This is a genomic window from Geobacillus sp. (genome assembly GCF_017515625.1).
Classification (GTDB): Bacteria; Bacillota; Bacilli; order Bacillales; family Anoxybacillaceae; genus Geobacillus; species Geobacillus stearothermophilus.
In genome coordinates this window covers 1-15720 of record NZ_JAFWFM010000033.1, presented here as the reverse complement: position 1 = coordinate 15720, position 15720 = coordinate 1, and the positions used below count along the sequence as shown (strand labels likewise).

The window sequence follows — 15720 nt, the reverse complement described above, 5'->3', positions numbered from 1 at the left end:
CTTTCCTTCATTTCGTTCGTTCGCCGTTTTTTCTCTGGGCAGCTTCCTCTCGATTGGAAATCCGGGATGGCCGCTGCTTTGTTTGAGTATGCCCAAATTTATGGAAGGCGTATGTATAATTTTGGATAATCAACACTCGTGGTACCTTGTGGAACTTTTTTGTAAAAAATATGGCGAAAGACATAAAAAAACCGCCCGTCAATTGCGGCGGTTTTCCCCCCGTTCTTCGATCAGGCGAAACGGCATCCCGGTGCGGAGCACACCTTTCGTCTCGACTCCACCCAGCCCTTTTTCCCCGGTCAGCGTGTTGCGAAGCACATCCCACACATCGACCGTTTCCGTAAACGGGGTAAAACTGAGACGAGAAACGATATAAACCGGATCTAAGGCGTGAATGTTGACCCGCGCCGGCGAACTGGCAAAATTCGCCCCCGCGCGGATGAGCGATTCAAAATGCGATTGGCAGGCGCCGGCGAAAATGATGAGCTGATCGAGATGCGGCACTTTTTTGCGCGCTTCTTTCACTGTTTGAACAAAATGGCGTGAATGGCGGTACGCTTTCAAATCATGAAGCTTCCCTTTTGACTTTGAATACGAGTCATGACCGGTAATGACTAAAATATCCGGACGAAACTGCTCAATCAAGGAGCCGACTTTTTCCGGCATCTCGCTTTCCTCACAGTAAACGCCGTGCACCGGCACCCCAATCCGTTCATACAAATCCATGCATTTGCGCAAATATAACGGGTCGCCGTCCAAATGAAGGACGCATCCCGGAATTTGAAAAAAATCTTTCTCCACCCGGTACCCGCCGGTTGCCCGATACTCGACTTTTTGCTTGATCATCTGATAATCTTGGCGAAACAGCCAGTATGACTGTTCAATCAGTTCGATTTCCCGCCTTTTTCGTTCTTGTTGCCCCCGCTCATCGATAATGACCAAGTCGCTGCACGGGGCGTCGGCCACAAGCCGCACGTCCTCGCCATATAAAATGGCTTCCCATTCCCCGTTCTTTTCTTTAAGGTCAATGACGCGGAACAATACGTCGCATTGGTAAGACTTGCGGGCGACAATATCGCCGATTTTGACGTCCATCACCGCTCACTCCATTGCATAATCGTTGTCATCCATACGATATGCAGACGCGGACAATAGGTGATAGACGCCTGTTTTCAACTGCTGCGGCCTCAACGGCGAAAAAGCGGCGCCAATGCGTTGCTTAACGAGGCAAACTCGGTTATATGAAGCGTTTCCCCGCGGCGGCGCGGATCGATGCCCACCGCAGCAAGCGCCTGTTCGATTTGTTCTTTGTTCTCTTTTCCGCCTGGCAAGCTGCTCACTAAATTATTGAGCAGCGTTTTGCGGCGCTGAGCAAAGCTCGCCCGCACCACTTGGAAAAACACATCCTCATCCTCAACAGCGACAGGCGGATGGGCCCGTTTCGTCAGCCGGATGACGGCGGAATCGACGTTTGGCTGCGGCATAAACACGGTGCGCGGCACCGCCATCACGACTTCCGCCTCTGTGTAATACTGCACAGCAATCGTCAGCGAGCCGTAATCTTTCGTTCCCGGCCTGGCAGCGAGGCGATCGGCCACCTCTTTTTGCAGCATGACGACGATGCCGCGGATTGGGAGCCGGTCGGTAAGCAGCTTCATAATGATCGGTGTGGTCACATAATACGGCAAGTTAGCGACCACCATCCGGTCGTTCACATCGGCCAGCTCTTCCGCAATGACCGCATGCAAATCCGCCTTCAACACATCTTGGTGAATAATGCGCACATTGTCGTAGGGGGACAATGTATCCGCCAAAATCGGCAGCAGCCGGCCATCGATTTCAAAGGCGACGACCTTTTTTGCCCGCCGTGCGAGCTGTTCGGTCAACGCCCCGATGCCGGGTCCGATTTCAATCGCCCCCGTATCGCTGGAGACGCCGGCAGCATCAACAATTTTCCGCAAAATGTTCGCGTCAATCAAAAAGTTTTGTCCGAGGCTTTTTTTAAACGAAAAACCATACCGCTCCAAAATTTCTTTCGTCCGCCCCGGTGTTGCAATGTCTTTATGCATCGCCCGCCTCCTCCCGCATCACTTGCGCCAGCGCGGCGTAAAAGGCGTCTCGGGAAATGCGGAACACTTTCAGCCGCTTATGAAACTGTCGGCCGTTGGCATAACCGATTTTCAGCTCCTCCCCGAGCCGCTGCCGGCGCCGGCGCGCCATCTCCCCGCCAACCAGTCCGGCTTCAATCAATTCTGCAAACGTAATTTCTTCTTCCCAATCGGCTGTCTCTTCATACACGTTCGCAAGCGCCTGGCGAATGTCGTCGGGGGAAGCGTGCTCGACCCCAATGCCCTTCCCACTTCTCGCTTTCGCGGCTTCGCGCGGCAAAAAGGCGTGTTTGCATCCCGGCACTTGCTCGGCAATCGTGCGGCGGATTTTCTCGCCGGGGAAGTCGGGATCGGTGAAGATGATCACCCCGCGCCGCTCTTTCGCCAGCTTGATCCGTTCGATGACTTCCGCCCCCACCGCCGCCCCGTTTGTTTCGATCGTATCGGCATCAACGGCGCGCCGGATCGCCGCTGTATCATCTTTCCCTTCCACGACAATCACTTCTTTAATCTTCATCCCATCATTGCAGAAACAGCGGAATGAGCGATTTTTCCTATTTCTGCAATGCCTCCTTTCCGGTAAAATAAAGGGTAGAGCGAACCGCCGCCGCTCCATGCCCCTATTTTATTTTTTCAACTTTGTTGAAACTTTTTTCTGCATCAGAAGTCTAATTAGACAGATGGAGCAATACGCGCATTGTTGCGGCCCAATGCCATTATAGCGAAAAAAAGCAGAGGGGAAAAACCCCTCCGCTTGCATTCTCCAATCGCCTTTCTATGGCAGCACCCGTATTTTGACACGCTTTCTGCCCCAACCAAACGCATCCGACCGTTCCGGGAAAAACACGTCGATTTTATATCCGCGAATGCTTGAGCCGGTGTCAGCGGCAATAGCATATCCGTATCCTTCCACATACACCTTCGACCCGAGGGGGATGATGGACGGGTCGACGGCAATCACTTTGACGGAAGGATTTTGGCGCAAATTGATGCCTGTTCTCGTTATGCCTGAGCAACCCTCACAATAGGCGGTATAGGCGGTGGCGGTGACGTAAAACTCCTTCGCGGCTTGATCGGCGCCGCGCGAGGACGGCCGGCCGGATGATGCAACCGGGTGCACCGTTTTAGTGCCAATGGCGACAATGCGCGGTTTGCTCTCTTTTATCGTTCTTGTCGCCAGCAATTTGCGCGCCACTTCTTTGCCGTTTTCCAATGTCACTTCATACGTTTTTTCGATTTTTCCCTTTTCCCCGGGTGCAATGACGCGCCGCTCTCCTTTTGGCAGCGAATCGTCCCGCTTCGTCACCACGGCAAAGTCGACGGGCTCTTCCACTACATCGGTGACTTTTTTAATCCGAACGATGTAAACCGTCATCCCAGCTTTGACTGTTTCTTGCAAGGAAGGTTCAATTCGGTCCCATTGGCCCAACGGGATCCCTTGCTGTTTCAAAAAGTCAGCGACCGTAGTCGAAGTGGTCCATACCTGTTGCTGTTTGCCGCCGACATTTAGACGAACCGGAAACGCCCTTTCAATGCCGATGTTCATGCCTTTTTGAACTTTGGCGGAAAGCGACGGCGCCACTTTGTCATGCGGCCCGACTGCCACGTGTTGCGAACGGAGCAATTCCCCGACCGTATCGGCCGTCGTCCATATTTTTTTCTTTTTTCCATCGATCGTCAATGTCACTTCTTTGCTTGCTTCCCAAATGATGTGAAGATCGTCGGTGATCGGTGTATTTAGAGACGGATAGACGTAATCTTCCTTGCGAGGCTGAATGCCTTGTTCCTCAAGCAGTTCCTCCACATCCTTCGCATAAGTGCAGATTTCCTGCTTTTTTCCGTTGATCGTGAGTGTTACATCATCTTTGGCCATCTCGTAGCCGGCCACCCCTGTGGTTGCCGAGATGGCGAGAAATCCGCTCGCCGTAACGGTCGCATTTTTCCTCCATAAGTCCAGCCACTTTCTCCTGTTTGGCAACATCGGAAACGCCTCCTTTTCCTCTGAAATCCCCTCTCCCTCTAACATGTACGCGCGAGCATACTCTATTATGCGGAAAATTCAGTGAAAAAGGAAGGAAGACTTGTCGACACGCGGTTGGTTCATATCGGCTGAATTTGTAGAATTTTATCGTCTTCGCCGCACCTTCGACAAGCCTCCCCGCTATTCGACGCCTAATTTTAGCGGTCGATGGCGAACAATTTTTTGGCATTTTCCGCCGTTGTTTCCGCTACTTCGGCAAAAGAAACGTTTTTAATTTCCGCGATGGCCTCGGCAACGTATTTGACATAGCTCGGCTCATTTCGTTTTCCACGGAAAGGGTGAGGCGTTAAATACGGGCAATCCGTCTCGATTAACAAATGGCGGAGCGGAATTTCTTTCGCCACTTCTTTCGGCTTTTTCGCATTTTTAAACGTGACCGGGCCGCCAAGGGAAATGAAAAAGTTCATGTCAATGCATTGTTTGGCCACCTCAACGCTGCCGCTGAAACAATGCATAATCCCACCGACTTCAGCAGCGTTTTCCTCTTGCAAAATTTTTAAAATATCGGCTGTTGCCTCACGGTTATGGATGATGATCGGCAGCTTCACTTTTTTCGCCAGCGCGATTTGCCGGCGGAAAACGTCTTGCTGCACGTCTTTCGGCGATTTGTCCCAATGGTAATCGAGTCCCATCTCGCCGAGGGCCACCACTTTCGGATGGGCGGCGAGCTGTTCAATCATCTCCAAGTCGTCATCGGTCATATCAATCGCATCGACCGGATGCCAGCCGACCGCTGCATAAATAAACGGATATCGCTCAGCGAGCTCGATCGCCCGGTCAATCGTCGGCCGGTCAAACCCGACAACCACGATGTGCGAAACTCCTTCAGCGCGGGCGCGCTCGATCACTTGCTCCAAGTCTTCCTCATATTGGACGGCGTTCAAATGAGCATGAGTGTCAAAAAGCATACGAAGTCCCTCTTTTCCACCTTGATGTTAAGTGTAGCATAGAAATTAGTTACGTATGTCACAATTTAGTAACATTTCCATTACAAAATAGCAACAAGGAGGTGTCAACGACGACACCCCCTCATCCGTTCGTTGCATTATTTGATTTTTGTGCCGTTTGGCACGTGCTGGTCGACGGTTGCCAACGAAAAGCCGCCGCCGCTGCCTCCGGCCAAAATCATTCCTTCCGACCATTCGCCGCGCAGCTTGGCCGGTTTTAAGTTGGCGACGCAAATGACCTTTTTGCCGATGAGTTCCTCCGGCTTGTAAAACTCGGCGATGCCGGAAATCACTTGCCGCTTCTCGCCGCCGAGATCAAGCTGGAGCTTCAACAGCTTGTCGGCGTTTTTCATTCGCTCGGCGTGCACGACTTCGGCGACGCGCAAGTCGACTTTCGCAAAGTCGTCGATGGAGATTTCCTCCGCCCGAGCCGCTTGTTTTTCCTCTTTGGCCGCTTCCGCCGGTTTGCCGCCTTGCATATGCGCCTTAATGTACTCGACTTCAACGCCGATATCCAAGCGTGGGAAGAGCGGCTCCCCTTTCTGCACGTTCGTCCCTTCCGGAATAAGGCCGAAATCGTACAGGCTGTCCCACTCTTTCAATGAACGGTCGCTGATGCCGAGCTGGGTGAAGATGCGCTCCGGCGTGCGCGTCAAAAACGGCTGCAGCAACACCGCCGTATAGCGGAGCGATTCAGCTAGATGGGCCATGACAGAGGCAAGTTCCTCCCGTTTGCTTTCCTCTTTCGCCAACACCCATGGCTGCGTTTCGTCGATATATTTGTTCGTTCGGCCAATCAGCTGCCAAACGGCGGAGAGGGCAACGGAAAACTCCATCCGCTCCATTGCCTCTTCATATTGACGGACAACCTCGCGCGCCGTTTCGGAAAGATCTCGGTCAAACGGCGTTTTCGGGCCGCGGTACGGCGGAATCGCGCCGCCAAAATATTTCTCAATCATCGCGACGGTCCGGTGCAACAAATTGCCTAAATCGTTGGCCAAATCGTAATTGATGCGCTCGATAAACCCTTCCGGCGTAAACACCCCGTCAGAGCCAAACGGCACTTCCCGCAGCAAATAGTAGCGGAGTGCATCAAGCCCGTAACGATCAATGATCATCACCGGATCCACGACATTGCCTTTCGATTTCGACATTTTCCCATCTTTCATCAGCAGCCAGCCATGTCCGAACACTTTTTTCGGCAGCGGCAGGCCGAGCGCCATCAGCATGATCGGCCAGTAAATCGTATGGAAGCGGACGATCTCCTTGCCGACGAGATGGACATCCGCCGGCCAATATTTGCGAAACTTTTCATCGTTGTCCGTACCGTAGCCGAGCGCTGTGATGTAGTTGGCCAGCGCATCGATCCAGACGTAAATGACGTGCTTCGGGTCACCTGGCACTTTAATGCCCCAGTCAAACGTCGTCCGCGATACAGCCAAGTCCTCGAGCCCCGGCTTGATGAAGTTGTTGATCATCTCGTTTTTCCGCGATTCCGGCTGGATGAAATCTGGATTTTCTTCGTAATATTGCAGCAGGCGGTCGACGTATTTGCTCATCCGGAAAAAGTACGACTCTTCTTTCACTTTTTCAACAGGCCGGCCGCAGTCTGGGCAGTTGCCGTCAACAAGCTGCCGTTCGGTGTAAAACGATTCGCACGGCGTGCAGTACCAGCCTTCATACTCGCCTAAATAAATATCACCTTGTTCGACAAGACGGGCGAAAATCTTTTCGACAATTTTTTTATGCCGCTCCTGTGTCGTCCGGATAAAATCGTCGTATGAAATGTCCAATTTTCTCCACAACTCTTGGATGCCGGCGACAATGTCGTCGACATATTGCTGCGGCGTGACCCCTTTTTCTTGCGCCTTGCGCTGAATTTTTTGCCCATGTTCGTCCGTTCCGGTCAAATACATGACATCATAGCCGCGCAGCCGCTTATAGCGAGCCATCGCATCCCCCGCCACGGTCGTATAAGCATGGCCAATGTGCAATTTGTCGCTTGGGTAATAAATCGGCGTCGTCAAATAAAACGTCTTTTTCTCCATCGGTTAGGCCCTCCCTCGTACTGTTGCGCACAAAAGCCCCTGTCCTGAGGACGAGAGCGGCGTTACTTCTATTTTACATAATTTTTTCATTGTACAAAAACATCTATTTCTCCATGACGAAAAAAATATACGCAAATGGGCAAAAATACCTCCTTATTTTGGGCAATCGCCGCGAATTTATTATAGAGGGATAGAGTTTTGGCAAATAAAATGGTTCATGTTCCTTTATACCCAACCACAAACTTTTTTCCACAATAACAATATACATTTTTTTAAAATTTTACATATTAAAGGATTGACGCATAATGGAAACACTGATATGATTAGGGTGTAGGAAATTTGTCGAATATTGACGAATAAACGATAAAAATCATTGCGGAGAGGAGAGCAGACGATGAAATCGACGGGGATCGTACGTAAAGTCGATGAGTTGGGCCGTGTCGTCATCCCGATTGAGTTGCGCCGTACACTGGACATTAACGAAAAGGATGCATTGGAAATTTACGTCGATGACGATCGCATCATTTTGAAAAAATATAAGCCGAATATGACATGCGTCGTCACGGGGGAAGTATCGGACGACAACTTTAAATTAGCGGGCGGCAAAATCATTTTAAGCCGCGAAGGCGCGGAAATTTTGCTGCAGGAAATCCGCCAGCATTTGCAAGAAGCGGCGGACAACGAGTAAAAAAAGAGTTTCTCTGGTTTCAGAGAAACTCTTTTTTTTCTTGCTGCTGATGGTACTGTTGATAGACGTCGCGTTTGGACATATGCCGATCAGCCGCTGCCTGCTTTGCGGCTTCTTTTACGGAAAGGCCCTGCTCTTGAACATAATAGTCGACATGTTCGACAATCGACAGCGGCTGCCACCATGCCCCCTCCTCTTGCATGGCTTCATGTCCACCGCCGCGCGCCCCTTCGACAATGAGGCAAAATTCGCCGCGGATGTCCGCCGTCTCGGCCCAAGCAACCGCCTCGCTCAAATCGCCGCGGATGAATTCCTCAAACCGTTTCGTCAGCTCACGGCAAAGAGCAATGCGCCGTTCACCGAACACGTCGTACATGACAGAAAGCGTTTCTTTCAAGCGATGGGGCGCCTCATAAAAAATCAACGTTTCCCGCGCTGTTTTCAACGACAGCAGCTGCTCTCGTTTTTCTTTTTTCGACCGGTCCAAAAAACCGACGAACAAAAAACGCTCCGTTGGCAGCCCGGAGGCGACGAGCGCCGTCACTGCCGCGTTGGCTCCGGGAAGCGGCACGACGCGGCACCGTTCATCCAGTGCAGCAGCAACAAGCTCATAGCCAGGGTCGGAAATGCCGGGCATGCCGGCGTCGCTCACCAGCGCCACCGTTTTCCCTTCTTTCAGCCATTCGACAAGCTGCCGGCCGCTCGCATATTTATTGTGTTCATGGTAGCTGACGAGCGGCGTATGAATGTCGAAATGCGACAACAGCTTTTTCGTCTGCCTTGTGTCTTCCGCAGCGATCACGTCCGCCTCCCGCAGGATCCGCACAGCGCGAAACGTCATATCGTCCAAATTGCCGATCGGCGTCGGCACGATGTACAGCGTTCCTTGTTTATCTCGGTCAGCAAAGCTTTTTTGGTGCCAAAGCATCCGTCTCCCGCCCCTTTACGATGAAATGATGCCGTATAGAATGCGCTTCGTTTCTTCGGTATATTCATCATCCTCGCCATACACGATGAGCGGGGGCAACACTTTTAAGTCCGGGTTCGCATCTTTCATCCCCTCGATTAAAATCATGTTCGCTTCTTTGCCCGCTTTTGGATATACAAACCGAATCCGTTTCGGCTCGAGCCGGTATCGGCGCATAAACGTCACAAGGTCGGACAGCCGTCCAGGCCGATGGACGAACGCCGCCTTTCCGCCTTGTTTCAGCAGCTGGCTGCTGACACGAACGACATCCTCCAGCGTGCAGTAAATTTCATGGCGGGCGATGGCAAAATGTTCATTTTTGCTTAGCTCCTCTCGGCCAACAGTCGGAAAATACGGAGGGTTGCATGTGACAACATCATACTGGCTGTAGCCGATGCGCTGCGGCGCCTCTTTAATGTCACCGTGTATGATTTCAATTTGTCCTTCAAGTCCGTTGTATGCGACGCTCCGCCTCGCCATGTCGCAAAGCCGCTCCTGAATTTCGATGCCGATAATCTTCCCCTTTGTCCGCCGGCTTAACAGCAGCGGGATGACCCCATTGCCTGTGCATAAATCGACAATCTTCCCCTTTTGAATCGGCATGTAGGCAAAATGGGCAAGCAGCACGGCATCAAGGGAAAAGGAAAACACAGACGGACTTTGGATAATGCGAAGCTCCTCATTGAGCAAATAATCGAGTCGTTCATCTGCGTACAATTCCACCATTTTGCGCACAATCCTCCATAGAAAAAAATAACCTTTCCGAAATGGAAAGGGGAGCACTGCCTTTATTTTTTGTTCAAAAACGACAAGCAAAACAAACAATCGCCTTCCGTGCGAACGCTTCCGTAGTGGACGTGGCAAATATGGAATCCTTCTTGGTAAAGGCGTGCCAAATTGTCATACCCTTCGCCAATGTCAAGCAGCTTTTTGCTCTGTTTCGTTTCTTTTTTCTTCTCCTCATCCCATGCTTCCGACATCTGCTCGAGCCGCCGGCGCAAATGGGCGTTTTCAATCTGCAGCTGATGGTTCTCCTCGAGAAGTTCTGATACGCGTTGCTTCAGCTGCACAAGCTCACGGTAAAAATGGCTCAGCTGCTCCTCCATATTGGCCACCAATTGAAACACTTCTTTTTTGTCTACCTTTTCCACATGGCCCCACCCCAAATTAATCTGCGACACGAATGGACAGCGTCCCGTTCTTCATCAGCTCATCGAGCGTATATTCAACGACCCGCCCGTGCTCCGGCAATTCGATCTGCAACACCCGCTCCAAAATGTTTAACCCGACGACTTTGCCAAAGCCATACGGCGTTTCGACATATTCCCCTAAATCAGGAAGTTGTTCTTTCGCTGTTTCGTACTCCTCGCTCTCATATTTTAAGCAGCACATGAGACGTCCGCACAACCCGGAAATTTTCGTCGGGTTGAGCGATAAGTTTTGATCCTTCGCCATCTTGATCGACACCGGCTCAAAATCGCCAAGAAAGGTCGAACAGCAAAGCATGCGGCCGCACGGTCCAATGCCGCCAAGCATTTTCGCCTCATCGCGCACCCCGATTTGCCGCAGCTCGATGCGCGTCCGGAAAATCGAGGCCAAGTCCTTGAGAAGCTCACGGAAATCGACGCGGCCATCGGCGGTGAAATAAAAGATGACTTTGTTGCGGTCAAACGTATATTCAACATCAACAAGCTTCATTTCCAGCCCGTGCTCTTCCACTTTGCGCAAACAAATGTCGTACGCCTCGCGCGCCGCTTTTTTATTTTCTTCAACGACCCATTTGTCTTTTTCGTTCGCGACGCGGATCACTTTTTTCAGCGGCAGCACCACATCGTTTTCATCGACTTGTTTATTGGCGATGACGACTTTTCCGTATTCAATGCCGCGTGCCGTTTCGACGATGACAAATTCGCCGACGGGAATGATGAAATCACCTGGATCAAAATAATAAATTTTCCCCGCTTTTTTAAAGCGGACACCGACGACAGTATACAACGCTCTCCCTCCTTTACCGCTTTAATTGAAGAACGAGCTGCTCCATCAACAGCGCCTGGCTCATGTTCGTTGTATTTAAACGCGCTTTCGCTTGCAAAATCGCTTCCATGCTGTCCAAAATCCGCCGCTGCGGGCAAGAAAGCGCCCACTGCTGCAGGCGGTCAAGATGGTCGCGATAGAGGGCGCCCTCGCTCCGTCCCACCTGAATATGCAATAAATCGCGGTATATATATAAAAGCAAATCGAGGCCAAGGTCAAGCTGGTGTTTTTCCGAAAAGTGCGGAACCACACGATCGTGGATGAAAAACAGCAACTGCAGCTCCGGTTTGCCGAGCATCTCATACAATTGTAGCACTAACGTTCGCGCATCAGCAAACCAACGGTCTTGACTGATCGCCAACGCCTCATCGTAGCTGTTCGTCACGTGGGCCGCCAGCAACGCCAACGAAGGCGGCACGCGCTCCTCCATGAGCCGGGCCGCGAGTTCCGCCGGCGGCAGCGGTCGGAAAGAAAGAACTTGACAGCGGGAAATAATCGTTCCTAACATTCGGTGATATTGCTCGGTCAACAGCACGGCCACCGTTCCCGGATGCGGCTCCTCCAGAAACTTCAGCAGGCTGTTGGCTGCGCTGGCTGTCATTTGATCGGCGTGCTCGACGATATACATCTTCTTATCCGACTCAACGGCTGTTTTTGTAAACTCTTGTTGCAGCCATTCGATTTGCTCTTTCTTGATCGACCCTCCATCCGGGCTGATCATCCGAACGTCCGGATGGTTGCCGGAATCGATGCGCCGGCAGTTGCGGCATTCCAAACACGGGGCGATTCCTGACGGGGACAAGCAAAACAAGCTTTTTGCCAACAACAAGCTAGCGGCTTTTTTTCCCGTCCCCCTCTGCCCTTCAAACAAGTACGCATGGGAAATCCGCCCTTTTTCAAGGCCGCTTTGCAGCATTTTCGCCGCCACCGGCTGATGCTTGGCCAGCTGCTCCCATCGCATCGCCATCACTCTCTCTCATTTCTTACCTTCTATTCTATCATGTTTATGGCAAATCATCACGGCCGGATTCATGGAAATCGCGCTTTGATCTTCCTTCCAGGCAGGCGAGCACTGCCGCGGCCGTCTCGTCAAACACGACATCGAGCGGCCGGCTCGCATCGATCACCACGATTCGGTCGGCAAACCGCTTGGCGAGCTTCCAGTACCCCTCCCTGACTTTCGTATGGAAAGACAACGCCTCGAGATCGAGCCGGTTGACCTCCCGCCCCGTATGTTTCCGAATCCGTTCGAGCCCGATTTTTGGGTCAAGATCGAAATAAATGGTGAGCGATGGCATATATCCATCAATGGCAAACTCGTTAATTTTCCATACCTCCTCAATGCCAAGCCCACGGGCAAACCCTTGGTAAGCCAACGAACTGTCCACAAACCGGTCGCAAAGAACAATGCGCCCCGCCTCAAGCGCCGGCACGATCTTCTCGAGCAAGTGTTGGCGCCGGGCCGCCGCGTACAGCAATGCTTCCGTCCGTCCATCCATTTCCGTATAATCGCGATTCAAAATAATGGCGCGAATCGCCTCGGCGATGCGCACCCCGCCCGGCTCCCTCGTCGCCATCACGTCAAATCCACGCTTGCGCAACAACGATTCGAGCTTGCCGACCATCGTCGTTTTTCCAGCCCCCTCCGGCCCTTCAAACGAAAAAAAATACCCGTTCATCGTTCACGGCATCCTTTCTCTCATTCGAGTTCATAGACGACCAGCTGCCCGTGCCTAAGCCGGCTCCCTCCTTGTATATGCGCCCGATGGCCGAGAAGACGGCGAATCTGCTCAATATGGCGCCCGTCAATCCGCTCCCCAACCCAAACGAGCGGCACCCCGGGTGGATACGGAATAACCGTTTCCGCCGCTATGCACCCTTCCGCCTCCTCGATCGCGACGGCTTTTGTCCGCACATGGCGCAACTCATCGTATGGAACCACCGTCGACATCGGAGGATGTACGCAAGGGATGAAGTCAAACGGCGGCGTTTCCTCAACCGGCAGATCGCGCCACGCCCATTTGATTTTCTCCGCCGCCTCCATCAACCGTCCAGTGGCAGCAAGCGGGCAAATGAGCAAAACATTGGAAGGATCAGCCAGTTCGGCAAACACTCCTTCTTCCTCAAGACGCCGCTGCAGTTCATAGCCCGTCAGCGAGCTGCGCGTCTGCACCGTCACCTTCAGCGGATCGGTTTGAACACCGGGCTGACGGGAGGAAACGACCGCCACCCCGCTAATACGATCAAGCGCTGTCTTAAATCCGTCAATTTCAGCGACAATCGCCGCGACATCGTCCACCGTCAGCTGAGCGACGTAGCGCCGCGCCAAATCGAGCGAGGCCATAATCGGGTAAGACGGGCTGCTTGACTGAAACAACTGCAAAAAATATTTCAACCGTTCAAGATCAACCCGCTCGCTGTTTACATGCAAAAACGCTCCCATCGTCATCGCCGGCAGCGTTTTATGCGCCGACTGGATAACGACATCGGCGCCGCAGGCAAGCGCTGACTGAGGAAACGGCGGGCCAGCCGCAAAATGGGCGCCATGCGCTTCATCAACTAGAACGGGAACGCCGCGTTCATGGGCAAAGCGGACGATGTCCGTTACATCAATAGACATCCCGTAATAGTTTGGATTGGTCAACACAACAGCTGCCGCATCGCGATGAAGCTCAAGCGCTTCCTTGACAGTTTCGGCACGAACATGCGAGGCGACGCGTACATCGCTGTCAAATTCGGGGGAAAGGAGAATCGGAGCCGCCCCCGCGATTTGCAGCGCATGCATCACTGACTTATGGCAGTTGCGCTGTACGATGACTTTCTGTTTATTTTTATCGCATACAGCGGCAATCATCGCTAAATTGCCCGCTGTTGACCCGTTGACAAGGAAAAATGTCTTAGCAGCCCCATACAGTTCAGCCGCCAATGACTGCGCCTCAGCGATAACCGATTCCGGATGATGCAAATCGTCAAGCCCCCCGATCTCCGTCGCATCAAGAGCCAGCAACGGCGCAAAAAATTCCGTTGCCTGCGGCGGAAACAACGCCCCATACTTATGCCCCGGCACATGGAAAGACACGGGGCGGCGGGCCCAATGCCGTGCCAATGCATCATATAAAGGAGTTTTCGCTTGATCCATCATGATCCTCTTTCCTAATCATCATTTACGAAGTGCAACGTCCGCATGCACCAAAAGTACACAGACACCCGATATGTATGAAGGCTGATGATTGGTTGAACCATCGGCCCCAAACGTGCTTTTTCCAAGATGAGAAACCTTTTCAAAACAGCTCTTCCCTTGCAGCCCAAAACACGGGTCGGCCGAAATCATTGTGTTTCGCCAGCCTGATGGGAAATGCTAAAAATAATATTAACATGAACCAGCCGGAAAGAAAATGAACAGACAGCGGCCGAGTCAGTCAAGACTTTGTGGAGAACATTTTTTCGGTTCACTACGGGTGTTGTCAATCACTAGTTAGCGAACCATTTTCAGGAATTCATTCGTAAGCGCTTTCGGACTCTCATCCCTCATCTTGAGGCGATGATACGATATTCCATTTTTTTACATCCAACCACCATCCCGGAGCGCCGACAACGCTTGATGGATCGGCGTCCCGGATGACCGCTGCAGACACGGTAGATTCTGACGCACCACATCTGCCCACAACCGTCCTGCCTTCCGTTTGGCCTGTTCAACCCGCTTGGACTTCGTCGAGGCCGAGGCTGCCGTTCGGGTCTCTTCTTCCTCCACCAACTGCCCATTTCTCCGCCAAATCCCGTCGATTCGGGCTGCCATCGCCCTCAGAAACGCCCGAAGCCCTTGGTCTTTCCAGCTGCGGCGGGATTTCACCCGATGCGCAAACCGGCTCATCACGCTCTCGGCGTGGCCCATCGGACGCATGCCGGTCGTCTCCACCCCTTGCTCCGACAGCCACTCCCGATAGTCCCGGATGCATCCCGGCATCGACTCGATCCGACGGATCATGGCAGCCATCTGCTTCTCTTTCGCTTCGTCCTCCAACGTGCCGACCGCGCTGTTCAGCTCCACCAGAAGCCCTTCTTCGTCTTGTTTCGCCAGCTTCTTCCGCACCTCCCGCCAACGCGGATGGCCGGACAGACACTGACGCAGCTCCCGCGCCACATGAAATCGATCCAGCTGAAAGCAGGCTCGCTTTCCAAAATACTCCCGGCAGGCTGTGATCCACGACGCCGCGTCGCCGTTGATGATCAAAAGGTCCCGGCACGGGTCATAGGCATATTCCTTCATCAGCCACTCTTCAAACCGTTCCCACACGTCTCCCTCCCCTTCATGGAGGTAGTGGCGCCGGTTCACGAACTCGAGCTGCGAACCGTTTCGTTTCCATCCCTCGTGAACCGCCAGGATTTTCTCTTCTTTCGCCCGTTTCCCTTTCCCCTGGCGGGAAATAAACAGTCCATCCGCCTCCACAAACAGCACCCGGCCGTGCCGTTGGGAAACAGGGCGGTGCAGCGAGACAGGGGCCTCCAGCACCAGTTGGCGAATCGCCTCGTGGCTCATGACCGCATACCCCACGATCGACTCCAACGTACGGGCCGCTTTGCGGTAGGAAGAGCACTCTACGGCCAACTCGACCGCCGTTTCCTCGAGGCAAGGACTGATCGATCGGGCCCCATCAAAGCCTAATTCGGCATCCAGCAAGAAGGTATAGTTCCCCGTTTGCCGGTCATAGTAGTAGTTCCGTCGAAACGTCACTTCTCCAAACAGCGTTTGGATCGTAGTCGGCCGTTTGTCTTTCAGCTGATACCGGCGCTTGTCCCGCGCTTCCGCCAGTTGTTGATCAATCTCCTCCAAAAGGGCCGCCAACAAGACAGCGAACACCTTTTGAAGAGTTCTGACTAATTGTTCCT

Annotated in this window: 15 protein-coding genes and 1 pseudogene; 2 read left to right on the top strand and 14 right to left on the bottom strand. The window is 52.7% G+C overall.

The window, feature by feature from the left end:
- Positions 1–129 (top strand): annotated as a pseudogene (locus IKE44_RS01995) (IS4 family transposase); the annotation flags it as partial.
- A gap of 69 nt (positions 130–198) precedes the next feature.
- On the opposite strand, the gene yabG reads toward IKE44_RS01995, so the two are convergent.
- The 6 genes from yabG to metG form a co-directional block, all read right to left on the bottom strand.
- Positions 199–1095 (bottom strand): sporulation peptidase YabG, encoded by an 897-nt coding sequence (gene yabG / locus IKE44_RS01990; protein ID WP_033014209.1) that lies wholly within the window; start codon positions 1093–1095, stop codon positions 199–201.
- Positions 1096–1187: 92 nt separating this feature from the next.
- On the bottom strand, positions 1188–2069 hold the full coding sequence (gene rsmA / locus IKE44_RS01985; protein ID WP_033008999.1) for a 16S rRNA (adenine(1518)-N(6)/adenine(1519)-N(6))-dimethyltransferase RsmA: 882 nt from the start codon (positions 2067–2069) through the stop codon (positions 1188–1190).
- Positions 2062–2625, bottom strand: a complete 564-nt coding sequence (gene rnmV, locus IKE44_RS01980) for a ribonuclease M5 (protein ID WP_033009000.1) — start codon at positions 2623–2625, stop codon at positions 2062–2064. Before rnmV ends, rsmA begins: the two co-directional genes overlap by 8 nt.
- A gap of 258 nt (positions 2626–2883) precedes the next feature.
- The gene (locus IKE44_RS01975; protein ID WP_049624436.1) at positions 2884–4089 is read right to left on the bottom strand and encodes a G5 and 3D domain-containing protein; all 1206 of its coding nucleotides are present in this window, start codon (positions 4087–4089) and stop codon (positions 2884–2886) included.
- A 197-nt stretch (positions 4090–4286) separates the two neighbouring features.
- Positions 4287–5057: a TatD family hydrolase gene (locus IKE44_RS01970; protein WP_033009004.1), complete on the bottom strand. Its 771-nt coding sequence runs from the start codon at positions 5055–5057 to the stop codon at positions 4287–4289.
- A gap of 137 nt (positions 5058–5194) precedes the next feature.
- Positions 5195–7144, bottom strand: coding sequence for a methionine--tRNA ligase (gene metG / locus IKE44_RS01965; RefSeq protein WP_033014212.1), 1950 nt, complete (start codon positions 7142–7144; stop codon positions 5195–5197).
- Positions 7145–7538: 394 nt separating this feature from the next.
- Between metG and IKE44_RS01960 the strand changes: the two genes are divergently transcribed.
- A complete protein-coding gene (locus IKE44_RS01960) occupies positions 7539–7832 on the top strand; it encodes a transition state genes transcriptional regulator AbrB (RefSeq protein ID WP_033009007.1) in 294 nt (97 codons plus the stop codon).
- A gap of 19 nt (positions 7833–7851) precedes the next feature.
- Here IKE44_RS01960 and rsmI read toward each other — a convergent pair whose 3' ends face one another.
- The 8 genes from rsmI to IKE44_RS01920 form a co-directional block, all read right to left on the bottom strand.
- Positions 7852–8760 (bottom strand): 16S rRNA (cytidine(1402)-2'-O)-methyltransferase, encoded by a 909-nt coding sequence (gene rsmI, locus IKE44_RS01955; protein ID WP_033014213.1) that lies wholly within the window; start codon positions 8758–8760, stop codon positions 7852–7854.
- Between the two features lie 15 nt (positions 8761–8775).
- Complete coding sequence (locus tag IKE44_RS01950) at positions 8776–9525, bottom strand: tRNA1(Val) (adenine(37)-N6)-methyltransferase (RefSeq protein ID WP_033014217.1); 750 nt, start codon at positions 9523–9525, stop codon at positions 8776–8778.
- 62 nt (positions 9526–9587) lie between these two features.
- A complete protein-coding gene (gene yabA / locus IKE44_RS01945; RefSeq protein ID WP_287464854.1) occupies positions 9588–9950 on the bottom strand; it encodes a DNA replication initiation control protein YabA in 363 nt (120 codons plus the stop codon).
- A gap of 16 nt (positions 9951–9966) precedes the next feature.
- Positions 9967–10794 (bottom strand): PSP1 domain-containing protein, encoded by an 828-nt coding sequence (locus tag IKE44_RS01940; RefSeq protein ID WP_287464853.1) that lies wholly within the window; start codon positions 10792–10794, stop codon positions 9967–9969.
- Positions 10795–10807: 13 nt separating this feature from the next.
- Positions 10808–11800, bottom strand: a complete 993-nt coding sequence (gene holB / locus IKE44_RS01935) for a DNA polymerase III subunit delta' (RefSeq protein ID WP_033009012.1) — start codon at positions 11798–11800, stop codon at positions 10808–10810.
- A 37-nt stretch (positions 11801–11837) separates the two neighbouring features.
- Positions 11838–12512, bottom strand: coding sequence for a dTMP kinase (gene tmk, locus IKE44_RS01930; RefSeq protein ID WP_033009015.1), 675 nt, complete (start codon positions 12510–12512; stop codon positions 11838–11840).
- 20 nt (positions 12513–12532) lie between these two features.
- Positions 12533–13972, bottom strand: a complete 1440-nt coding sequence (locus IKE44_RS01925) for an aminotransferase class I/II-fold pyridoxal phosphate-dependent enzyme (RefSeq protein WP_287464850.1) — start codon at positions 13970–13972, stop codon at positions 12533–12535.
- 423 nt (positions 13973–14395) lie between these two features.
- On the bottom strand, positions 14396–15720 hold a 1325-nt coding region (locus IKE44_RS01920; protein ID WP_287464848.1), incomplete at its 5' end, for an ISLre2 family transposase.

Excerpts from the sequence above, each read along its gene's own strand:
- yabG (WP_033014209.1), bottom strand. The coding sequence starts at position 1,095 with ATGGACGTCAAAATCGGCGATATTGTCGCCCGCAAGTCTTACCAATGC.
- rsmA (WP_033008999.1), bottom strand. The coding sequence starts at position 2,069 with ATGCATAAAGACATTGCAACACCGGGGCGGACGAAAGAAATTTTGGAG.
- metG (WP_033014212.1), bottom strand. The coding sequence starts at position 7,144 with ATGGAGAAAAAGACGTTTTATTTGACGACGCCGATTTATTACCCAAGC.
- IKE44_RS01925 (WP_287464850.1), bottom strand. The coding sequence starts at position 13,972 with ATGGATCAAGCGAAAACTCCTTTATATGATGCATTGGCACGGCATTGG.
- IKE44_RS01970 (WP_033009004.1), bottom strand. The coding sequence starts at position 5,057 with ATGCTTTTTGACACTCATGCTCATTTGAACGCCGTCCAATATGAGGAA.
- IKE44_RS01960 (WP_033009007.1), top strand. The coding sequence starts at position 7,539 with ATGAAATCGACGGGGATCGTACGTAAAGTCGATGAGTTGGGCCGTGTC.
- holB (WP_033009012.1), bottom strand. The coding sequence starts at position 11,800 with ATGGCGATGCGATGGGAGCAGCTGGCCAAGCATCAGCCGGTGGCGGCG.
- tmk (WP_033009015.1), bottom strand. The coding sequence starts at position 12,512 with ATGAACGGGTATTTTTTTTCGTTTGAAGGGCCGGAGGGGGCTGGAAAA.
- rsmI (WP_033014213.1), bottom strand. The coding sequence starts at position 8,760 with ATGCTTTGGCACCAAAAAAGCTTTGCTGACCGAGATAAACAAGGAACG.
- IKE44_RS01950 (WP_033014217.1), bottom strand. The coding sequence starts at position 9,525 with ATGGTGGAATTGTACGCAGATGAACGACTCGATTATTTGCTCAATGAG.
- IKE44_RS01975 (WP_049624436.1), bottom strand. The coding sequence starts at position 4,089 with ATGTTGCCAAACAGGAGAAAGTGGCTGGACTTATGGAGGAAAAATGCG.
- rnmV (WP_033009000.1), bottom strand. The coding sequence starts at position 2,625 with ATGAAGATTAAAGAAGTGATTGTCGTGGAAGGGAAAGATGATACAGCG.